At 73.8% G+C, this 19437-nt stretch carries 16 protein-coding genes; 1 reads left to right on the top strand and 15 read right to left on the bottom strand.

The genetic code is table 11. The features are described from left to right. Window positions 1-50: 50 nt before the first annotated feature. The 15 genes from J7W19_RS25965 to sbnA all read right to left on the bottom strand — a co-directional run bounded on the left by J7W19_RS25965 (window position 51) and on the right by sbnA (window position 18132). Window positions 51-1526, bottom strand: coding sequence for a class I adenylate-forming enzyme family protein (locus tag J7W19_RS25965; RefSeq protein WP_004939264.1), 1476 nt, complete (start codon window positions 1524-1526; stop codon window positions 51-53). Next, window positions 1523-3421: a phytoene desaturase family protein gene (locus tag J7W19_RS25960; RefSeq protein ID WP_004939261.1), complete on the bottom strand. Its 1899-nt coding sequence runs from the start codon at window positions 3419-3421 to the stop codon at window positions 1523-1525. Before J7W19_RS25960 ends, J7W19_RS25965 begins: the two co-directional genes overlap by 4 nt. A gap of 16 nt (window positions 3422-3437) precedes the next feature. After that, window positions 3438-4661, bottom strand: coding sequence for a hypothetical protein (locus J7W19_RS25955; protein WP_004939258.1), 1224 nt, complete (start codon window positions 4659-4661; stop codon window positions 3438-3440). Next, window positions 4658-5545 (bottom strand): 4'-phosphopantetheinyl transferase family protein, encoded by an 888-nt coding sequence (locus J7W19_RS25950; protein ID WP_004939255.1) that lies wholly within the window; start codon window positions 5543-5545, stop codon window positions 4658-4660. The genes J7W19_RS25955 and J7W19_RS25950 overlap by 4 nt, the downstream gene beginning before the upstream one ends. Beyond that, on the bottom strand, window positions 5542-6729 hold the full coding sequence (locus J7W19_RS25945; protein ID WP_004939252.1) for an ABC transporter permease: 1188 nt from the start codon (window positions 6727-6729) through the stop codon (window positions 5542-5544). Before J7W19_RS25945 ends, J7W19_RS25950 begins: the two co-directional genes overlap by 4 nt. Window positions 6730-6737: 8 nt before the next feature. Next, window positions 6738-7751, bottom strand: coding sequence for an ABC transporter ATP-binding protein (locus J7W19_RS25940; RefSeq protein WP_004939250.1), 1014 nt, complete (start codon window positions 7749-7751; stop codon window positions 6738-6740). Beyond that, window positions 7751-10159, bottom strand: coding sequence for a beta-ketoacyl-[acyl-carrier-protein] synthase family protein (locus tag J7W19_RS25935; RefSeq protein ID WP_004939247.1), 2409 nt, complete (start codon window positions 10157-10159; stop codon window positions 7751-7753). The genes J7W19_RS25940 and J7W19_RS25935 overlap by 1 nt, the downstream gene beginning before the upstream one ends. A 2-nt stretch (window positions 10160-10161) precedes the next feature. After that, window positions 10162-11196 carry an aminomethyltransferase family protein gene (locus tag J7W19_RS25930; protein ID WP_004939244.1) on the bottom strand — a complete coding sequence of 345 codons (1035 nt, stop codon included), beginning with the start codon at window positions 11194-11196 and terminating at the stop codon, window positions 10162-10164. Between the two features lie 130 nt (window positions 11197-11326). After that, the gene (locus tag J7W19_RS25925) at window positions 11327-13531 is read right to left on the bottom strand and encodes a GNAT family N-acetyltransferase (RefSeq protein WP_004939241.1); all 2205 of its coding nucleotides are present in this window, start codon (window positions 13529-13531) and stop codon (window positions 11327-11329) included. After that, window positions 13518-14033, bottom strand: coding sequence for a 3-hydroxyacyl-ACP dehydratase FabZ (fabZ, locus tag J7W19_RS25920; protein WP_004939238.1), 516 nt, complete (start codon window positions 14031-14033; stop codon window positions 13518-13520). The genes J7W19_RS25925 and fabZ overlap by 14 nt, the downstream gene beginning before the upstream one ends. Further along, entirely contained in the window at window positions 14030-14341 is a 312-nt protein-coding gene (locus J7W19_RS25915; protein WP_004939237.1) for an acyl carrier protein, read from the bottom strand. Before J7W19_RS25915 ends, fabZ begins: the two co-directional genes overlap by 4 nt. 41 nt (window positions 14342-14382) lie before the next feature. Further along, window positions 14383-15126 carry a 3-oxoacyl-ACP reductase family protein gene (locus J7W19_RS25910; RefSeq protein WP_004939235.1) on the bottom strand — a complete coding sequence of 248 codons (744 nt, stop codon included), beginning with the start codon at window positions 15124-15126 and terminating at the stop codon, window positions 14383-14385. A gap of 17 nt (window positions 15127-15143) precedes the next feature. After that, window positions 15144-16070, bottom strand: coding sequence for an ACP S-malonyltransferase (locus J7W19_RS25905; protein ID WP_004939233.1), 927 nt, complete (start codon window positions 16068-16070; stop codon window positions 15144-15146). After that, window positions 16067-17095, bottom strand: a complete 1029-nt coding sequence (sbnB, locus tag J7W19_RS25900) for a 2,3-diaminopropionate biosynthesis protein SbnB (RefSeq protein ID WP_004939232.1) — start codon at window positions 17093-17095, stop codon at window positions 16067-16069. The genes J7W19_RS25905 and sbnB overlap by 4 nt, the downstream gene beginning before the upstream one ends. Continuing rightward, window positions 17089-18132: a 2,3-diaminopropionate biosynthesis protein SbnA gene (gene sbnA / locus J7W19_RS25895; protein ID WP_004939228.1), complete on the bottom strand. Its 1044-nt coding sequence runs from the start codon at window positions 18130-18132 to the stop codon at window positions 17089-17091. Before sbnA ends, sbnB begins: the two co-directional genes overlap by 7 nt. A gap of 872 nt (window positions 18133-19004) precedes the next feature. Here sbnA and J7W19_RS25890 point away from each other — a divergent pair. Beyond that, window positions 19005-19436 carry a hypothetical protein gene (locus tag J7W19_RS25890; RefSeq protein WP_152264105.1) on the top strand — a complete coding sequence of 144 codons (432 nt, stop codon included), beginning with the start codon at window positions 19005-19007 and terminating at the stop codon, window positions 19434-19436. Window position 19437 lies beyond the last annotated feature (1 nt).

The raw sequence follows: 19437 nt of genomic DNA, 5'->3' as shown, positions 1-19437 counted from the left end.
GCTGTTGCCTGCTTGCGCCGCCTTTTTGCGGCCTGTTGGTCGTGACGCCGTCAGGCCAGGCCCGCGGCGAGCGCCTTCCGGTCCGGCTTGCCGTTTCCGGTGAGCGGGATGGCGGGCACGGTCAGGACGGCGGCCGGGACCTTGGCGGCCTCCAGCCGGGCGCGCAACTCGCGCCGGACCTCGGCCGGTTCCGGACCGCCGACGACGAAGAGGGTGAGGTCCCGGCTGCCGTCGGGCGCGAGGGCCACGGCCTCCCGGACGCCCGGGACGTCCAGCGCGGCGGCCTCGACCTCCAGGGTGCTCACCCGCATGCCGAGGCGCTTGAAGATGTCGTCGCGCCGGCCGGAGAAGTAGAGGTGTCCCTCGGCGTCCCGGTGGCCGTAGTCGCCGGTGAACAGCCGTACCTCGCCGGTCCGTTCGCAGCGCCGGAAGCGCCGCGCCGTCTGCTCGGGGGCCCGCCAGTAGCCGGACATCACGTGCGGTCCCCGGACGACGAACTCCCCGGTCTCGCCGGGCGGCAGCGGCCGGCCCTCGTCGTCCACCACCAGGACCTCGGTGTCCGGCAGCGGCCGGCCGACGGAGCCCGGACGGTCCAGGTCCTCGTCGGGCTCCAGGATCGAGACGCGCTTGCACTCGGTGATGCCGTACATCAGCGAGACCGAGGCGCCCGGGAAGGCCGCGCGGAGCGCCGCCACGGAGGGCGGCGGCAGGGCGGCGCCGGTGTTGGTGAACAGCCGGACGGAGGTGGGCTCCGGGTCCCGGGCGGCCAGCCGTACCAGCATCTCCGAGAGGGACGGCACGAGGGGCACGACGGTCGCCGCCGTCTCCCGGATGCCGCGCAGCAGCATCACGTCCGGGACCTCGCCCGGCACCACGATCTCCGCGCCGGCCAGCGCGGCGAGGAAGACCTGGTAGAGACCGTAGTCGAAGGAGAGCGGCAGCCGGCAGTACACCACGTCGTCGGCGCGGTAGCGCAGCCGGGCGGCGACGGCCCGGGTCGCGGCCAGCACCTGGGCGTGCTCGGAGACGACGGCCTTCGGGCGGGAGGTGGTGCCGGAGGTGTACATCAGGAGTGCCACGTCACGGGAGATGGCCGTGGTGGTGACGGGGGCCGGCTCCTGCTCGGCGATCTCCGCCCACGCCTCGTCGAGGCCGAGCACGGGCCGGCCGGTGAGGGCGCGGACGGCGTCGGTGTGCGCCGGGTCGGTGACGACGAGCGCGGGCTCGGCGTCCTCGATCACGCCGCGGAGCTGGAAGTCCCGCATCGCCGGGTTGACCGGGACGAGGACGGCTCCGAGGGCCAGCGTGCCGTAGAGCAGCGCCAGGTACTCGCGGCCGCTCGCCAGGCGGACCATGACGCGGTCGCCGTGGCCGACGCCGCGCCCGGCGAGCCAGGCGGCGGTCCTGCGGCTGTGCGCGGCGAGCTGCGCGTAGCTCCAGCGGCCGGCGGCGTCGCGGACGGCCGGGCGGTCGGGGTGCTCGCCGGCCGCGCGGGTCAGGAGGTCGTAGACGGGTGTGTGGCTCATGTCGGCTGGTCCCCCACGGTGGCCGGTGCGTTGTCGGTACGGGTGCGGGCCACCCGGTCGGGGCGGGTGGCGGGGTCGGGGCGGGTGGCGGCGTCGGTACGGGTGCGGGGCGCGCGCCCGGCGGGGGCGCTCGCGTCGCGGGCCGCCCCCTCGATGCGGGCCGCTCCCCCGGTCCGGTCGGCTCCCTCGGCGCGAACGGCGGGCTCGCCGCCGCCACGCGTCCCCCGCCCGGTGCGGGCCACGGAGCGGTCCCGTCGGGCCGCGCCGCGGGACACCGCCATCGGGTCCCAGTCGGCGGGGCGTTCGGGCAGCAGCGCGGGGTCGGTGAAGACCGCGCCCGCGTGCGCCTCCGCGAGCAGCCGGCGGCCGGTGACGCGGGCCGCGCACAGGATGCCGCTGATCGCCACGCCCACGATGCCGCTGCCGTAGCGGCTGCTCTGGCCGACGACGTACAGGCCCTTGACGCTGGTGCGCGCCTCCGGCCGCATGCCGAACGGCCCCCAGGTGGCGAGCCCGTACGGGGTGCCGCCGGTCGAGGAGATGTACCGCTGGTGGGTGAGCGCGGTGGCCGTCTCCAGGTGCACCACGCTGTCGCGGATCGGTCCGAGCGCCCGCTCGGCGGCCGTCAGCAGCAGCTCGGTGACCCGTTCCTTCTCCGCCGCGTAGGCGGGGTCGCGCCGGTAACCGCCCTGCTCGGGACCACCGTAGCGCAGCGCCAGCGGTGCCATGACCTGCAGGTTGGTGTGCCCGGGCGGGCAGACGTGCGGCGACTCGGGGTCCTTCAGGGAGGCGAAGGAGAGGAAGGCGAAGGGCAGTTCGCCGGACGGGCAGCCCTCGGCGACCTCGCGGTAGGCGGCCTCGACGTCCCAGCCGCGGTGCCACCACACGTTGGCGTTGGGGCGGTCGGAGAAGTCGCGGTCCAGGCCCGCGTACAGGACCGCCACCGGCAGCCGCATGGTCGCGCCGCGCGTGCGCTTGACCAGCGCGGGCGGGAAGTGCTCGGCGCCGGTCAGCTCCAGGATGGTGCGCGGGTAGTCGGCGTTCGAGACGACGAGCGGCGCCTCGATCTCCGTACCGTCCGCGAGCCGGACGCCGCGCGCGGTACCGCGCTCGACGAGGATGCGCTCTACGCGGCTGCGGGTGCGCAGTTCGCCGCCGCGCGCCTCCAGCGCCTCGACGAGCGCCGCGACGAGCCCCTGCGCGCCGCCCATCGGGTAGTACGCGCCGCGCAGATAGTGGTCGAGCACCGAGACGTGCGTGAAGACCGTGGTGGCGCTGGGCGGCGAACCGTAGTTGGCCGACTGCGCGGCCAGCACCGCGCGGGCCCGGGCCGACAGCCCGCAGTGCTCGAACAGGTCGTGCAGCGTCCGGCGGCCCCACCGCCCGGTGAGCGGCATCAGCTTGAGCATCCGCGGGTCGTCGAGGTCCATGTCGGCGAGGAGGGCCTCGTGCTTCTCCTTGCCGATGGCCTCGCAGATCGCGGCGAAGGCGTCGATGCCCTCGGCGTCCCCGGGCAGGGCCCGCTTCAGCCGGTCCCGGTAGCGGTCCCAGCCGGCCGGGACGCGGACGTCGAGGCCGGGGAGGGCGAGTTCGTCGAAGCCGTCCGGGTCCAGGGAGCGGAAGGCGACCCGGTCGGCGAGGCCGAGGCCGGAGAGGATGGCGGGCAGGATGCCGCCGGGTCCGCAGTCGCCGACGTAGTGCAGGCCGACGTCGAACTCGTAGGCGCGGCGGCGCCGGAAGGCGTGGGCGTTGCCGCCGGCCACGTCGTGCTGTTCCAGCACGAGCACCCGGCGCCCGCAGGCCGCCAGGTAGCCGGCGCAGACCAGGCCGCCGAAGCCGCTGCCGACGACGACCGCGTCCCACTGCTCACCGGGCAGGTGCCCGTTGTCCCCCATGGTGGTCACTCCTTCGTCAGCCGGTCCGGGCCGGCAGACCGGTCAGTTCTTCTGCGATCAGGTCGAGCAGGGCGTCCGCCCGGGCGGCCATGCCCGGCTCGTTACGGCACGAGAGGCCGATCTCGGTGCGGCCCGGCGGCTGGTAGACGGTGAGGAAGGCCGGGGCGTACGGCACGTGCATGGGCAGCGAGTACGCGGTCGCGGCCGTGAAACCGCCGCCGGAGAGCGCGTCCAGGTCGACCTTGCCCAGGTCGGAGACGACGAGCGTGCAGGGGTACGTCTCGCGGTGCTCCCGGGTCGCGCGGGCCGCGCCGAGGGTGGGCGCCATGCCGGACGACGTGACGGGGAACGCGCCGATCGACGACAGCTCCTGCCGCTCGAACATGGCCCGCAGCAGCCGCCCCTGGATCTGCGCCCGGTCGGCGCCCGCGGGGACGTCGACGAACAGCGGGAGGCTGAGGTTGGCCGTGGAGGCGAGGGACGGGTCGTGGCGGCGGATGTTGACCGGGACCATGAAGCGGCAGTCCTCGTCCGGCAGCAGCGCGCACAGCGCGGCGGCCGTCCTGGCCACCACGGCGTTGTGGTTGCCCTCGACGGTCCTGCGGCGCCACAGCCAGGGCACGTCGGAGACGTCCCCGGTGTCCCGGCCGGCCGGCAGCCGGTCGAAGGGGTTGGGGCACTCGGGGGCCGGGCCCGGGGCGGGAGCACCGGTGCCGAAGCGCTTGACGACGCCCGACTCGGTCTCCGTCGAGGGCGCGCCCACCGGCTCCTCGCCGCGCAGGGCGCGGAAGACCTCCTGCGCCCAGGTCATCACGCCCTTGCCGTCCATGACAGCGTGGAAGGCGCGGAAGACGATCGTGGCGGGCTCGCCGGAGAGCAGCAGCACCTCGCAGTTGGGGCCCTTGACCGGGCTGAACGGCCGGCGCAGCACCTCGCTGCCGGCCGTGTCGAAGGTCCGGCGGTCGAGCGCGGCGCCGTCCACCTCCAGGACGGGCGGGGTGATCCCGCTGTCCGCCCAGCGGTTGCCCCGCTTGACCAGACGGGCGCCGGGGCATGCCTCCGACGCCACGGCGACGGCGCGCCGGAGCTCGTCGGCGGTGACGGCGCCCTCGCCCTCGACGAAGATCTGGATGGCCATCGGCGGTGTCACCAGGGCGCCGGCGAGGTAGCCCCGTTCGGTGGGCGAGATCGGCCGGCTGTAGCCGGCGTCGGCGCGGCGTGCGCGGCTGACGGCGGTCATCTCTGCGTTCCTTTCGTTCTGCTGGGACTGCGGGGGCCGGCAGGGCCGGTGAGACTGGCGGGGCCGGCGGGGTCACCAGGGCCGTCGGCCCCGGATGGCACCGCGGGGAAGGCGGGGTGCCCGTCGCCGTCGTACGGCGGCAGCGGGCGGACGGCCAGCGGTGCCCGGGCCGCCAGCGCGACGTACGTCTCGGGGCAGGGACCGGGGCCGGGGCCGGGACGGGGGCCAGGGCCGAGGCCGGAGCCGAGGCCCGGACCGGAGCCGGAGTCAGGACCGGGGCCACGACCGAGACCAGGACCGAGGCCGGAGCCAAGGCCCGGACCAGAGCCGGAGTCAGGACCGGGACCGGGACCGGGACCGGAGTGGCAGTCGAAGCCCGCCCCCGCCAGCGTCCCGCTCCACAGCCACCACCCCCCGCCCGCGTCCCGCCACCCCGGCCGCCACCCGGGCAGCGGGTCCAGCCGCTCCGGCCGGACGCCCGCCGTGCCCCGGGCCTTGAGCAGGGCCTCGACCTCGGTCCACTCGCGGACCGTGGCCACGGCCCCGGGCGGCCGGCCCAGCACGCGGGCCAGCCACCGCAGCGCGGCGGGCCGTTCCCGGTGCTCCTGGACGTCCGCCCCGACCCAGACGCCCCGGGCGAGGGCCACCAGGCCGAGGGCCCCGGTGTGCGAGACGGAGCCGCGCCAGCCGGAGTCCGGCCAGTGCCAGCGGCCGTCCGGCAGCCGCTCCGGCGGCTGGTGGAGTCCGGCCGCCGCCCCTGCCGCCGCGCGGAGCAGCACCCGCCCGGGCGGGCTGGAGCGGCGGCCGAAGGCGTCGCGTGGGAGCCGAGGGGCGGCGGTGAGGCGGACGTACAGCGTCCCGGTCCGCTCCTCGGCGGGGATCACTTGACGAACCGGAACCGCGGCACGGCCAGGACGAAGAACAGCGCGGCCAGGCCCAGCAGGAAGCCGCTGGCCGGCAGCACCGTCCCGAGGTCGGCGCCCTTGACCATGACCTCCTGGAAGGCGTTGAGCGCCTTGCCGTGCGGGGTGAACTCGGCGATGTTCCGCATGAATTCCGGCATGAAGACGCCGGGCACCATGCAGCCGCCGAGCGCGGCCAGCACCAGGATGACGATGGTGCCCATGCCGTTGACCTGGGACTCGCTCTTGGCGAACGAGGCCAGCAGCAGGCCGAGCGCCACCGCGCAGCAGCCCAGCGCCACGGTGATCGGCACCAGGGCGAGCGGGTGGACGCCGAGGTCCATGCCGAAGACGAGCTTGCCGAAGGCCATCAGCACGCCCACCTGCGCCACCGCGACGAACAGGTACGGCAGCACCTTGCCCAGCAGCAACTGCCAGCGCGGTACGGGCGCGGAGAGCAGCCGTCGGAACGTTCCCTCACGGCGCTCGACCATGATCGAGCCCGCCATGACGGTGACGATGAAGAAGACGTACATCACGGTGTAGCCGGGGACGTTCTGCTGGTACACCGAGGGGTACTTCACCCCCGTCATGCCCTTGGGGAAGGTGCTGGTCGAGGTCACCCCGCTCCACGTCTCGTCGATCTTGTCGATCTGCTTCTTCAGCTCGGCCCGGCGGACCGGGTCGCGCTCGGCCGCGCGCTGCTTCTCCAGCGAGACGGCCGTGCGGGTGCTGGAGGTGACCGTCAGCACCGCGCTGCGGATGGCGGCCTGGAGCGGGTCGACGACCTGGCGGGAGGACGAGGGGTCCACCACGAAGGAGAAGTGCGGCTTCCGGCCGCTCTCCACCTCCTTCTCGAAGCCGGCCGGGATGACGACGGCGAACGAGTCCTTGCCGTCCCGCACCCGCTTGTCCGCGGCGTCGCTCTTCAGCCCGGTGGTGACGTCCAGTTCGTCGCTGCTCTTCAGCGCCTTGGCGACGTTCCTGGCGGCGGCGCCGCCGTCCTGGTCGACGATCGAGATGCTCATCTTCGGCGCGGAGCCGAGCGTGTCGAAGGAGTTCGACAGGGCGAGGCTCATCACCGTGATGAAGAGCATCGGCGAGACGAACAGCGTGATCAGGGAGGCGCGGTCCCGCAACAGGACCAGCAGCTCCTTACGGATCATGGCAAACATCAGGCACCGTCCCTGATCTGGCGGCCGGTCAGGTCGAGGAAGAGGGATTCGAGGTCGGGGCGGCCGAGGCGGATGCCGCCCAGGCCGAGGCCGGTCCCGGCCGCGATCTCGGAGACCTCGCGCAGGGTGGCCGGCATGTCGTTGACCCGGATGCGCAGGACGGACGAGCCGTCGCCGGACGCGGCCACGGAGATCTGCCCGTGGCCCGCGAACCGCGCCTCCAGCCAGGACATGCCGCCGGGGAGCTTCCCCAGCTCCTCGGCGGTGGGCGCCCATTCGAGCAGCCCCTCGCCGAGCGGCCGGAGCAGTTCCTCCTGGGTGCCCTCGGCGAGCACCTTGCCGTGGTCGACGATGACGATGCGGTCGCAGAGCTGCTCGACCTCGGGCATGTAGTGGCTCGTGTAGACCACCGACATGCCGAACTCGGCGCGCAGCCGCAGCACCGTCTCGAAGATCTGGTTGCGGCTCTGCGCGTCCACGCCCACGGTGGGCTCGTCCAGGAAGAGCAGCCGCGGCATGTGCAGCAGGGCCGCCGCGATGTTGACGCGGCGCTGCATGCCGCCGGAGTAGGACGCGACCTTGTCGCCGGCCCGGTCGGCGAGCCCGACCACGTCGAGCGCCCAGTCGATGCGCTCGCGGCGCTCGCCGCGGGACAGCTTGTAGGCGCCCGCGAAGAAGGTCAGGTTCTGCCGGGCGCTGAGCGTCGGGTAGAGCGCGATCTCCTGCGGGACGACGCCGATGAGGGCCTTGGCGCGCATCGGTCCGGCCGCGAAGTCGGCGCCGTCCACCTGGATGGTGCCGCCGTCGGGCTTGAGGGCGCCGGTCAGCATGGCGATGGTCGTCGACTTGCCGGCGCCGTTGGGGCCGAGGAAGCCGAGGATCTCGCCGGTGCCGACGCGCAGCGAGACGCCGTCGACCACGGCGCGGTCGCCGAACTTCTTGACCAGGCCGGTGGCGGTGAGGACGTCGTCCGTCCGTGTGCCGGTCCGGGCCGCCGTCGTGGTGGCGGTCATCACACGTCCCCCTTCGAGACGACCAGCGACACGTAACTGCCGCCGTAGGCGAAGCTGGAGATCAATGCGTGGTCGACGCCGCCCTGACGGCCGCCCTGCGGGACCAGGCCGGGCAGTTCCTCCGGCGCGTCCGGGACACCGGCCGTGCCCGGGAGCACGCCGTCGGCCATCGCGCGCAGCGCGGCGGCGAGGGCCAGGCCCGGGGCGGAGCCGTAGGTCTCGCCGAACACCGACTTGGTGGCGGTGACGGGACGTTCCGCCAGGCCGCCGGCGCGGAGCGCGGCGATCTCGGCGTCGTCGACGGCCGGGCGGCCCATGGCCGCCGAGGCGACCAGGCCGATGTCCTCGGGCGAGAGGTCCGCGGCGCGCAGCGCCTCGGTCATCGAGCGGGCCCAGGCGGCGCCGTCCGGGCGGAGCCCGGCGATACCGCTGTCGTCGCCGGTGAGACCGAAGCCGGCGACGCGGCCCAGGACCCGGCGGCCGGACGCGCGGGCCGCGTCCGTGGACTCCAGCGCGATGGCGACCGCGCCGGCGGACAGCACCGTGCCGCCGCCCGCGAACGGACGGACGTCCGAACTCCCCAGGAAACCGGGGACCTTGACGTGCCCGGCGACCAGCGCGTCGGGGCACTCGTCCGCGACGACCACGACGATGCGCTCGGCGGCGCCGCGGGCGATCAGCCGGTAGGCGTAGTGCAGCGCGCTCAGGGCGCTGGTGCCGCCGCTGCACACGGTGGCGGTGATGCCCTTGAACCGGTGCAGGATGGCGACGTGTCCGGCGGCGGCGTTGACCACGGTGTTCGGGAAGAACTTCGGGTTGGCGCCGGTGGGTCCGCCGGCGAGCACGACGCCGCTGTCGAACTCCTGGACCGGGGTGATCGGGGCCAGTCCGGTCGCGAAGATGAGCCCGGTCCCCGCGGCCTCCTGGCGGCTCGGCTTGCCGTACGCGCGGTGCAGTTCGGCGACCACGGCCGCGGCCAGCCGGCTGGTGGGGTCCATCCGGCGGAGCACGGCGGGGTTGATGCCGGCGGCGATGGCCTTGAAGTCGACCGTGCCGGCCCGGCGGGTGCCGAAGCCGTCGAGTTCGACCTCGCCCTGGTAGACGGGCGTGCCCTCGGCGAGCGCGGCGAACAGCTCGTCGTTGCCGGTGGCGGCGCCCGCGATGCCCGCGACGCCGGTGATGACGACGTCCCGGCCGGCCGCGGCCGCGGCGGCGGCCGGCGGCTCGGTGGTGACGCGCTCGGGGTGCCGGATCACCAGGGCGGCGTTGTTGCCGCCGAAGGCGAAGGAGTTGGAGACGACGACGTCGACGTCCTGCTCGCGCGCGGCCTCCGGGACGATGTCGAGGCCGCTCGGGGCCTCGGCGCCACCGGTGTTGGCGGTGGGCGGCAGGACGCCGTCGCGCACGGCCAGGGCGCAGACCACGGCCTCGACCGCGCCGGCCGCGCCCAGGGTGTGGCCGATCATCGACTTGGTGGAGCTGACCGGCGGCGGCGTCTTGAACAGCGTCTTGATCGCCTTGGGTTCGACCTTGTCGTTGGTCGGGGTGCCCGTGCCGTGGCCATTGATGTAGTCGACGTCCTCGACCGTGTGCCCGGCGCTGTGCAGGGCGGCGGCCATGGCGCGCTGGGCGCCCTCGCCGCCGGGGTCCGGGGCGGTCTGGTGGTAGGCGTCGGCGGACAGGCCGTAGCCGGCCACCTCGGCGACCGCGGACATGCCGCGGGCCGCGGCGGTGTCCGCCTTCTCCAGCAGCAGGAAGCCCGCGCCCTCGCCGAGGTTGAGGCCCTCGGAGCGGGTGTACGGGGAACAGCCGCCGGAGTCCAGCGCGCCCAGCGAGTTGAAGCCGTTGAAGGACAGCTCGGCCAGCGGGTCCACGCCGCCGACGAGCACGGCGTCGGCCTCGCCGCTCCACATGAGCTCCAGCGCGTAGCCGATGGCCACCGCGCCGGCGGCGCAGGCGTTGGAGAGCAGCGAACGGGGGCCGCCCAGGCCGAGCTTCTCCGCGACGGCGTCGGCGACGCTGTGCAGGGCGTAGCCCTTGAGCAGCCGGACGTCCGCCTTCCGCAGGCCCTCGCGGAGCCACTGCTGGTGGAACGTGCCGACGCTGCGGCTGGTGCCGAGGCTGCTGCCGATGACGACGCCGACCCGCTCGGGGGCGTAGCCGGCCTCGGCGAGGCGGCCGTGCTCGACGGCCTCGGTGGCGGCGGTGAGGGCCAGCGTCAGACAGCGGTCGACGCCGGGCACCTCCTTGACGGGCGACTGGCCGCCCTGGGTGGTGATCAGGCCCGTGGTGTCGACCTCGGTGACCGTGCCGATGCCGCTCCGGGCGGCCCGGATGGCGGTCCAGCACTCGTCGGCGGTGGAGCCGACGGCCGAGATCATGCCCAGGCCGGTGATGACGATGCGCATGGTCAGGCTCCGAGCCGCTCGTTCCAGGACTGCGGGATGACGACCGGGGAGGCGGCGGTGCGCAGCGTGACGGCGGTGCCGTCCGCGGTGCGGCCGGTGAGCTCCAGGCCGGGGACGTCGAAGGGCTTGTCGAGCAGGGCCAGGGCGATCTCCTGGTCGGTGCCGGCGAGCGGGGCGACGAGGTGGACGGTGCCGATCGCGCGGTCGCCGGCCTCGACGGTGCTGCCGGCGGCGGGCGCCTGGCCGGCCTCGGCGAGGACGGTGATCAGGCCGCGCCCGGCCTCCTCGGCGGCGGCCAGCGCCTCGCCGCCGCGGAACTCGTCCTCGCGGCCCCAGCTCACCAGCCACTCCAGGCCGGCCTCGCGCACGGTCAGGCCCTCGGACTGGGCGGGGATCTGCGGGTGGCGGACCTCGGTGCGGGCGCGCAGCAGCGCCTCGGCGCCGGCGGGGCCGCCGTCCAGCTCGGCGGCGCGGGCGGCGACCCACTCGGCGGCGCCGGAGCCGGCCGGGGCGATCAGGAGGTAGCCGTACTCGCCGGTGGTGCCGATGCGGGCGAGGACGCCCTCGGCGCCGCCGTCGCCCGGCAGGGTGACGGTGGTGGCGCCGTGCAGCACCAGGCTGGAGATCTCGAAGTCCAGCAGGTCGGCGGCGATCCGCCAGGACTTGGGGCCCTCGAAGGCGATGGCGACGTGGTCGGTGGCGCCGGTGATCTCGACGTCCTGGACGCCGGCGTCGGCGACGGTCTTCTCCAGCAGGCCGGCCAGGTCGTCGCGGGAGTGGGCGAGCAGCCAGCTGGTGTCGTCCAGCTCGATGTGGGTGACGGCGTCCCAGACGGTGGCGTCCTCGTCGAGGATCAGGCTCTCGCGGGCGGTGTCGGGCTCGACGTACTCGCTGTCGCGGGCCAGGGCGCGGGAGAGGACCTCACCGCGCTCCAGGCCGCCGAGGGTCGCCAGGGCGGCGCCCGGGGTGTAGACGCCGACGGTGGTGCGCAGGTACGCGTACTGCTCGGCGACGGTGGCCGGGGTGGCGCTGGTCATGTCGTCTCCTTGGGGTGTCCGGTGTGTCGGTTCTGTGGGGTGGTGCGAAGTTCGGTGGGGTGGTGCGGGGTCGGGTGGTACGGAGCCGGGTGCCGCCCCGGGCCCGGGGGTTCGGCCCGGGGCGGCGGTCTCAGCGGCCCGCGGCGGTCTCAGCGGCGCCGGCGCGCGGCGGCGCGTCGACGGCGGGGCCGGGCAGGACCGCGAGCGACCAGCGGGCCGCGAGGGCCGTGCCGCGCGGCTGCCGGGCGACCAGGCCGACCAGCGGTCCCGCCTTGGTGGTGCGGAGGAAGACCTCGGTGCCGTGCCCTTCTCCCGGCGCGACGGACAGCCAACGGCCGTCGGCGAGCCGGAGGGCGAGCCGGTCGCTCCAGCGCTGCCACGCGCCGGGCTTCCGGATCCGCCAGAGCTCGCCGGGCCTGCCGGGCACCAGGGCCTCGGGCTGCCGGGGCGCGGCCGGGGTCAGCCAGACGACGACCTCGCTCTCGTCGTCGCGCGCCTCGGCCCGCAGGTCCAGGTCGAGCCGGTCGGCCGGGCCGTCGGCGGGGGCCGCGACGGACCAGTCCAGACCGTCCGCGCGCAGTCGGCCCGTCGCCTCGTCGAAGCGCCACTCGTGCCGCTCGGCGCCCCAGCCGAGGCCGCGGTCGGGGTCCTCGCGCGGCCCCTGGCGGACGGCCCAGAGGCCGGCCCGCCAGCGCGGGTTGCTGCCCAGCACCCGTTCCTTGGGGAACGGGGTGGCGAGCACGGACTTCCCCGCCGACCGCCAGGCGGCGATCCCGCCCGCCTCGGCGCTGACCAGCAGCGTGTCCGCGCCGACGGCCGCCCGGTGGACCGGGCGGCGGGCCACGGTGTCCGCCGTCCACGCCGCGCGGTCGGCCACGGGGAGCACGGGGGGAGGGGCCACGACGGGCTCCGCCGCCTGCGCGGCGAGCGGCTCCATCCCGTCGGCGGCCATGGGGGCGCCGCCGGACCACTCGGTGCGGACGGTGACGGAGTGAGCGTGTCCCGGAGTACCGGACGCGCCGGGGGCGAAGTCCAGCAGCACCAGCGCGTCGGTGACCAGCCGGGCCCGGGCGTCGCCGCCCAGGACGTCGAGGCCGACCGAGGCCGCCTCGTCCCACCAGCCGATCCGCGCGTCCCGGCCGAGTTCGGCACCGGCGGTGGCGAACTCGGTGGCGTCGACGGGGTGCAGCCCGCGGCCGGCCGGCACATGGCCGTCCTCCGTGAGCAGCAGCCCCTTGCGCAGGCCGCCTTCGACGATCGTCCGCAGGGTGTCCGCGGGCGGCTCGCCGCCCTCCCAGCGGAAACGGTTCTCCAGGACGCCGCCGACCAGCGTCGTCTCGCGGTACAGCACACCGTCCGGGTGCCGTTCCGCGACCAGCCAGCCGTCGGCGCGCGGGGTGACCGTGAGGGCGTCCTCCCGCCGCAGGGCGCGGCGGAAGCCGGTGACGAAGGGCGGTCCGAAGACCGGCCAGGTCTCGCGCAGCAGCGGGCCGAGGTGGCCGGCGCCGTGCAGCTCGATCCGGCCGTCGCCGTGGTGCAGTTCGAGGCGGAGGCCGTCCGCCTCGACGGTGCTGACGGCCGGCGGCGCGGGCACGGGCTTCGGCGCCAGGGCGGGCGCCTCCTCCGCGTCCGTGCCGACGTGCAGCAGCTCGCCGTCCTCGGGGTCGAGCAGGACGGTGAACACCGTGCCCTCGATGGCGAGTTCGGTGCGCAGGACGGTCCGGCCGCCCAGCTCCTCGGTGTCGTCACCGAGGGCGCGCTCCCCGCCGCCGACCATGTACCGCCAACTGGCGTTCAGCTGGAGGGACTGCGGGATGAGGTGGGCGTAGTCCCGGCGCAGCCGGGCCATGACCCGCGGCATGTAGCTGACCAGCTCGATGTTGCCGTCCTCGGTGGCCTCCACCGGCCCGGTGACGCTGCACCCGACCTGGCGGTAGAGCGGGAAGGCCAGCTTGTTGCCGGGGTTGGCGGTGAGCCGGATGACCTCGACGCCGGCCAGCCGCAGGGTGCGGATGGCCTGCGAGAAGATCCGGCCGGCCACCGAACCGCCACGCAGCGCGGGGCTCAGGAAGAACATGTCCCCGAACACCTCGCCCGGGGCGTACGCCCGCCGGACGTGGCCCTGGAAGAAGCCGATGGTGCCGTGGATCTCCCCGTCCGCCTCGACCACGAGGAACAGCCGGGTGCCGCGTTCCGCCAGCTCGCCGCGGACGAGTTCCGCGTCGAGCTTCCGGTCCACCGGGTTGGGGACGTCGGCGTACCGGTTGTAGAGCTCGGCGATCGCCGCCGCGTCCGACTCCTCGTAGGGCCGGATCACCAGCTCACTGGAGTCCACTCGGGTCCCCCGCGGTGCGCTCGCTGACGGTCAGCGAGCCCTTGGCGGCCAGCTCGCCGTCGACGCTGGCCTGGACGGTGACGGGCGTCAGCCGGTCGAAGGGGCGGCCGAGTTCGACCTTCATGGTGAGCCGGTCGCCGGGGACGACGAGGCGGCTGAACTTCATCTGCCGGATCGCCCCGAGGTAGCCGACCCGGGCCGCGACCTCGGCCTCGCCGCTCTGCCCGGCCTCGGCCAGCCACGCGGAGGCGTAGACGACGGCGGTCAGCTGGGCCATCGCCTCGACGATGAGGACGCCCGGCATGATCGACTGGTCGGGGTAGTGACCGGCGAAATACGGCTCCGAGATGGTGACGTTCTTGATGCCGTAGCCGGACTTGCCCGGGATGACGTCGTACGCGCGGTCGACGAGCAGCATCGGCCAGCGGTGCGGCAGCAGCGCGCGGATCGCGTTGGCGTCGAAGCTCAGCGGGGCGGAAGTGGGAGTGGCAGGGGTGGTCACGCCGCCTCCACCTGCGGGATCTCGCCGCGGTCGGCGACGACGAAGTCGATGAGGCGGTTGATCGAGCCGAACGCGGAGCGGTCGTCGTCGCTGATCGTGACGTCGAGCTGCTCCTCGACCATGACGACGATCTCCAGGGTGTCGAGCGAGTCCAGCTCCAGGCCCCGGCCGAACAGCGGCTGGTCGTCGCCGATCAGCTCGGGGCGGATCTCCAGGCCGAGGCTCTCCACGAGCTGGGCCTTGACGTGGTTGTTCAGGGCGGTGCGCGCCTCGGCGGTCGCCAGCAGTTCCTCGTAGGTGGCGGTCATGGCGGTACTCCTGTGTCTAGTGGTGGGTGGCTTGCCGGGAGTTACGGGACGAGTCCGCCGTCGACGACGAGGACCTTCCCCGTGATGTAGCTCGCGGCCGGCGAGGCCAGGAAGGTGACCGCCGAGGCCACCTCCTCGGGGGTGCCGGCGCGCTTCATGGGCACCGTGCCGATCAGCCGCTCGCGCACCGCGGGCGGCATGTCGCGCACCATGTCGGTGTCCGTGAACCCGGGGGCGACGATGTTGACGCGGATGCCGCGCTCGGCGACCTCGCGGGCGAGGCCCTTGCCGAGGCTGATCAGGCCGCCCTTGCTGGCGCTGTAGTTGGCCTGGCCGGGCTGGCCGGTGACGCCGCTGGTGGAGCCCATCAGGACGATCGAACCGCCGGTGCGGTGCATCATCTTGACGGACTCGCGGCAGGTGAGGAACGCGCCGGTGAGGTTGGTGTCGATGACCCGCTGCCACTTGTCGAGGCTCATGGTGGCGAGGAAGCCGTCGGCCGTGATGCCGCCGTTGGCGACGACGACGTCGAGCCGCTTCCACTCGGCGCGGATGGTCTTGAACATCGCCTTGACCTCGGCCTCGACGCCGATGTCCGCGCGTACCACCAGTGCCTTGCGCCCCATCTCCCGGATGCGCTCGGCCACTTCCTCGGCGGCCTCGGTGCGGGAGACGTAGTGCACGACCACGTCGCAGCCGGCCTCGGCCAGGGCCAGGGCGCAGGCCCGGCCGATGCCCCGGGAGGCGCCGGTGACCAGGGCCACGGTGGACGGTTCGAACTGCATGGCTGTACTCACTGTTGTCAGGCCCCCAGGCGGCGCAGCAGCGCGGTGAGGGAGGTCGGCGTGTCCACCAGGGACACCTGCGGTTTGGCGGGGAAGTGCTTGGCCAGGCCGACGAGGGCCTTGGCGGGGCCGACGGCCGCCGTCGGGGCGGCGGGTTCGGGCCGTTCGCCCGCCGCCTCCATCAGCTCCCGCCAGCGGACCGGCGCGCAGAGCGCGTCGGCGAGGTCCCGGCGCAGGTCCGCGTCGTCGGTGCCGAAGGCGCCGGTGGTGATCAGCCCGACGGGGGCGGTGGCGGGCCGCAGCCGGACCTCGGCGACGGCGGCCTCCCAGTCGGCGGCGGCGGGCGCCATCAGCCGGCTGTGGAAGGCGTGCGAGACCTCCAGCGGCTTGGCCCGGGCGCCGACGGCCGCCGCGAACTCCCCGATCGCGGCCAGGTCTCCGGAGGCGACGAACTGGCGCGGGCTGTTGTCGGCGGCGATGTCCAGGCCGCGCTCGGCCGCCTCGGCCAGCGCCTTCTCCCGCTCGTCGCCGGTGGCGAGGACGGCGCACATGCCGCCCTCGCCGGGCGCGGCGGCCATCAGCTCGCCGCGCAGCCGGACCAGGCGCACGGCGTCCGTGAACTCCAGCCGCCCGGTGGCGACCAGCGCGGCCACGGCGCCGACGCTGTGGCCCGCGGCGGCGGCAGCGGTCACGCCGTGGTGCTCCAGCACCCGCCAGGCCGCGATGGAGGCGGTCAGCAGGGCCGGTTGGGCGTTGTCCGTCGACGCGAGTTCCGGTGCGGGGGCGTCCCAGCACAGGGCGCGCATGTCGATGCCGAGCGCGTCCGAGGCGGCGTCGAAGACGGCCGCCGCCTCCGGGCGGGCCGTGGCGAAGGCGCGGCCCATGCCGGGGGTCTGGCTGCCCTGGCCGGGGAAAAGGGCGAGGACGCGGGGGCCGGTGCTCATCGGGCGGACTCCGCCGCTTCGGCCTTCGCCGCGTCGTGGCCGAGGAAGCCGTCGACGCGCACACCCAGCCCGCGCTCGGCGGCCCGCGCGCGGACGTACTCGGCCAGCGCCATGTCAAGGATGCCCAGGCCGAACGGCGAGAAGACGGTGATCCGCCCGGGGTCGCGGGTGAACGGCACGGTGCCGCGGACGAGCGCGCCGATGCTCGCGTCGATGAAGTCCCGGTTGCCGGCCTGCTGTTCGGCGAGGTGCAGCGAGGTGCGCTCGCGGCAGACGTGGTCGGCGTCGTCGACGATGTTCTGCGCGCCGAGGATCACCTCGGGGTGCAGGTCGCGCAGCGAGACGTGCAGCACGACGGTGCCGGGGCGGAGCTCGTCGGAGCCGAGGTGGGGGGTGCCGCTGGTGGTGGCCAGGGCGACCAGGCGGTGCCGCGCGAGTGCGGTGGGGCGGTCGGCGACGACCTCGACGGTCAGGTCCGGGCCCAGCGCGCGGCAGCGCGCGGCGAACGCCTCGGCGCGCCCGGCGTCGAGGTCGAAGACGGTGACCTCGCGGAGCGAGGGCAGGGCCACCAGGAGGAAGCGCAGCACCTCGGTGTTGATGACGCCGCCGCCGACGAGGGTGACGCCGGTGGGCTCGTCGCCCTCGGTGAGCAGGCGGGCGGCGAGGGCGGCGCTCGCGGCGGTGCGCTTGGCGGAGATCTGCGAGCCCTCCAGGAGGGCCACGGGGAAGCCGTTCTCCAGGGAGTTCAGGACGATGGCGGCGCTGGCGCGCGGCAGGCCCTCGTCGATGTTCCCCGGGAAGGAGGCGATCCACTTCATCCCGGCGACCGGGCTGTCGCCGCCGGCGAACGCGGGGAGCCCGATGACGCGGTTGCGGTCGTCGCCCGGGAAGCGGAGGAAGGTCGAGTGCGGGACGGCGGTCCGGCCGTCCTCGTGGGTCCCGTAGGTCTCCTGGACGAGGGCGAGGATCTCCTCCTCGCGTCCGGCGAGCACCTCGTGGACGTCGGCGTGTCTGGCGATCAGCACGGAATTGCTCCTACGGTCTCGGGCACCGGGCCCGGGTTCTCTTGCCACAGATGGGAGACGTCACCGAATTTCCGGGCGACCCAGGAATCCGAATAGATGGTCTCCAGATAACGCTCGCCGCTGTCCGGGAAGATGACCGCGACGCGGGAGCCGTCCGGAATCTCGTCGCGCATCCGGTGAACAGCCGCGACGACCGCTCCCGACGAACCGCCGGCCAGAATGGCCTCGCGGTCCACCAGGCGCCGGCACATGCTCACGCATTCGAGGTCCGACACGTGCACCACGTGGTCCGCCGCCCGGGGATCGAACAGAGCGGGCCGGAGAGCGGCGCCGTGTCCCGGCAACAACCGTGTGGTGGGCGGCTGTCCGCCGAATATCGCGCTGCCGACGGCGTCGACCGCGACGATTTTCGTGGAAAGCCCCGACTCCCTCGCGAAGTCGGCGCAGCCACGCAGTGTGCCACATGAACTCGTCGCGCAGAAAAGGTAGTCCACACGCCCGTCCAGGGCCGTGACGATCTCCCGCATCGTCTGTTCGTGCGCCGCCGCGTTGAGTGGATTGCCGTACTGGTTGGGCCAGTAGGCGTCCGGCAGGGACCGTACCAGTTCCCGTACCCGGCGAATGCGGCTCGGGAGGTATTCCCCGGTCTCGGCATCCGGTTCGGTGATGACCTCCACCTCCGCCCCGTAGGAGCGGATGATGGCGATGTTCTGTTCCGTCGTCTTGGCGTCCACGACGCAGACGAACCGCAGCCCGAAATACCGGCAGACCTGGGCGAGCCCGATCGCCAGATTACCCGAACTGGACTCCACGACCGTGGACCTCCCGGGCACCAGCTCGCCCGAACTCACCTTGTGCAGCAGCATGTTGAGCGCGACGCGGTCCTTGACGCTGCCGCCCGGGTTGAACTTCTCGAGCTTGGCGAAGACGCGGAACAACCGGTCCGGAAAGATCCTGTCGAGTTCTATCAGAGGAGTGCCGCCGATTGTGTCGAGCACTCCCCCGATCCCTCGACTCGGCATCGCTTGCGCGAGCATGCGAAAGGTTCCCCCTTGGCGCGGCGAATGACCGCATGACGTCGTGAACACGGGACGCCGGCCGGCCTGCGGGCAGCACGGATCGACGTCGGAAGAAACGGCGGCGCGACCGGATCCGGGTAGCCCGGACCGCCACGGCACGGCCGAATGAAAAAGGCTTGGTCGATTCCCGGGCACGACAGGGCGGCGTCAGGCAGCCCGGCGGACCCGGAAGTGAAGGTGAGTCAGTCAGTCCCGCGCGCCGGGCGCGCGGAGATCAGCGTGCGACGGACGCGTTGACGGCAGCCCGTGAAAGCGGTGAACCCGTGAAGAACGGACGGTTTCCACGACCGGGGCACACCACCGGTCGGCTCCGTTCGGCCGTTCGTCGATCGAGACACGTCCCCCTGGAATCCCCGTACGGACGGATTCCGGCCCGATACCTTTCAAAACTCTCCCCCGTATGCCCGACCCCCGCACACTTCCATGACTCCGGAAGGCGGTGCGTCGAGCTGTTAACCCCACTTAACGCCGGTGAGCTTAGGCAGATCCGGCCGAGAATGCAAGATCGTCTCAATGCCGTTGAACCGACTGGTCAGTAACTATTTCGGGCACCCGCTCGCGGGAGGCGGCGACACCCCGGCCGAGAGACCGGCGAACCCGCCCGGAGCCCCGCGCGCCGACGCACCGTCAGGTGCCTGACGGTACGTCAACTGCGTTGTTCTGCAAGTGGAATGCAGCCATCCGTTCATGTGCAGCCCATCGCATGACACACACCCGGTAACCGGAACGTCACCTTCCAGGGATGATTTGTCGGCAATCTCCGGTGACCATCCCCACAGCTTTGGACCATACCTATGGGTAACCGGCGGCAACCGAGTAAAAAAGTGGTCATGAGAGACGTGAACTCAGCTTGCGCCGCAGCCTCGTTGCCCCTCGCGCAGAAGCTGGACTACCTGCGGGCGCGAGGCGGCCCCGACGGCGCGGAACCGCCGTCGGACCGCCACATCGCCGACGCCGTCAACAAGGCGGCGGGCGAGACGGTCGTCTCTCACGTGACGCTCGGCAAGCTCCGCAAGGGCGAACAAGTGGCCACCACCGACGCCCGGTTGGCCGCGCTCGCCGAATACTTCGGGGTCGACCCGCTCTTCCTCCAGCGGAGCAGGGAGGAGATCGTCGACGAGATCGCCCTGCGGCTGCGCTACCTCATCGCGCTGCACTCCGGCGACATCACCGGCACGGGCCGGCTGTCGAGCTCGCACGCGGACCTGGTGGAGTTCGTCGAGCGGGCGGTACGCGAGCGTCAGGCCGGCGAGGACCGCTGAC

Source organism: Streptomyces mobaraensis NBRC 13819 = DSM 40847 (assembly GCF_017916255.1).
In the GTDB taxonomy this organism is placed as follows: domain Bacteria; phylum Actinomycetota; class Actinomycetes; order Streptomycetales; family Streptomycetaceae; genus Streptomyces; species Streptomyces mobaraensis.
This window is presented reverse-complemented; position numbering and strand designations above follow the sequence as displayed.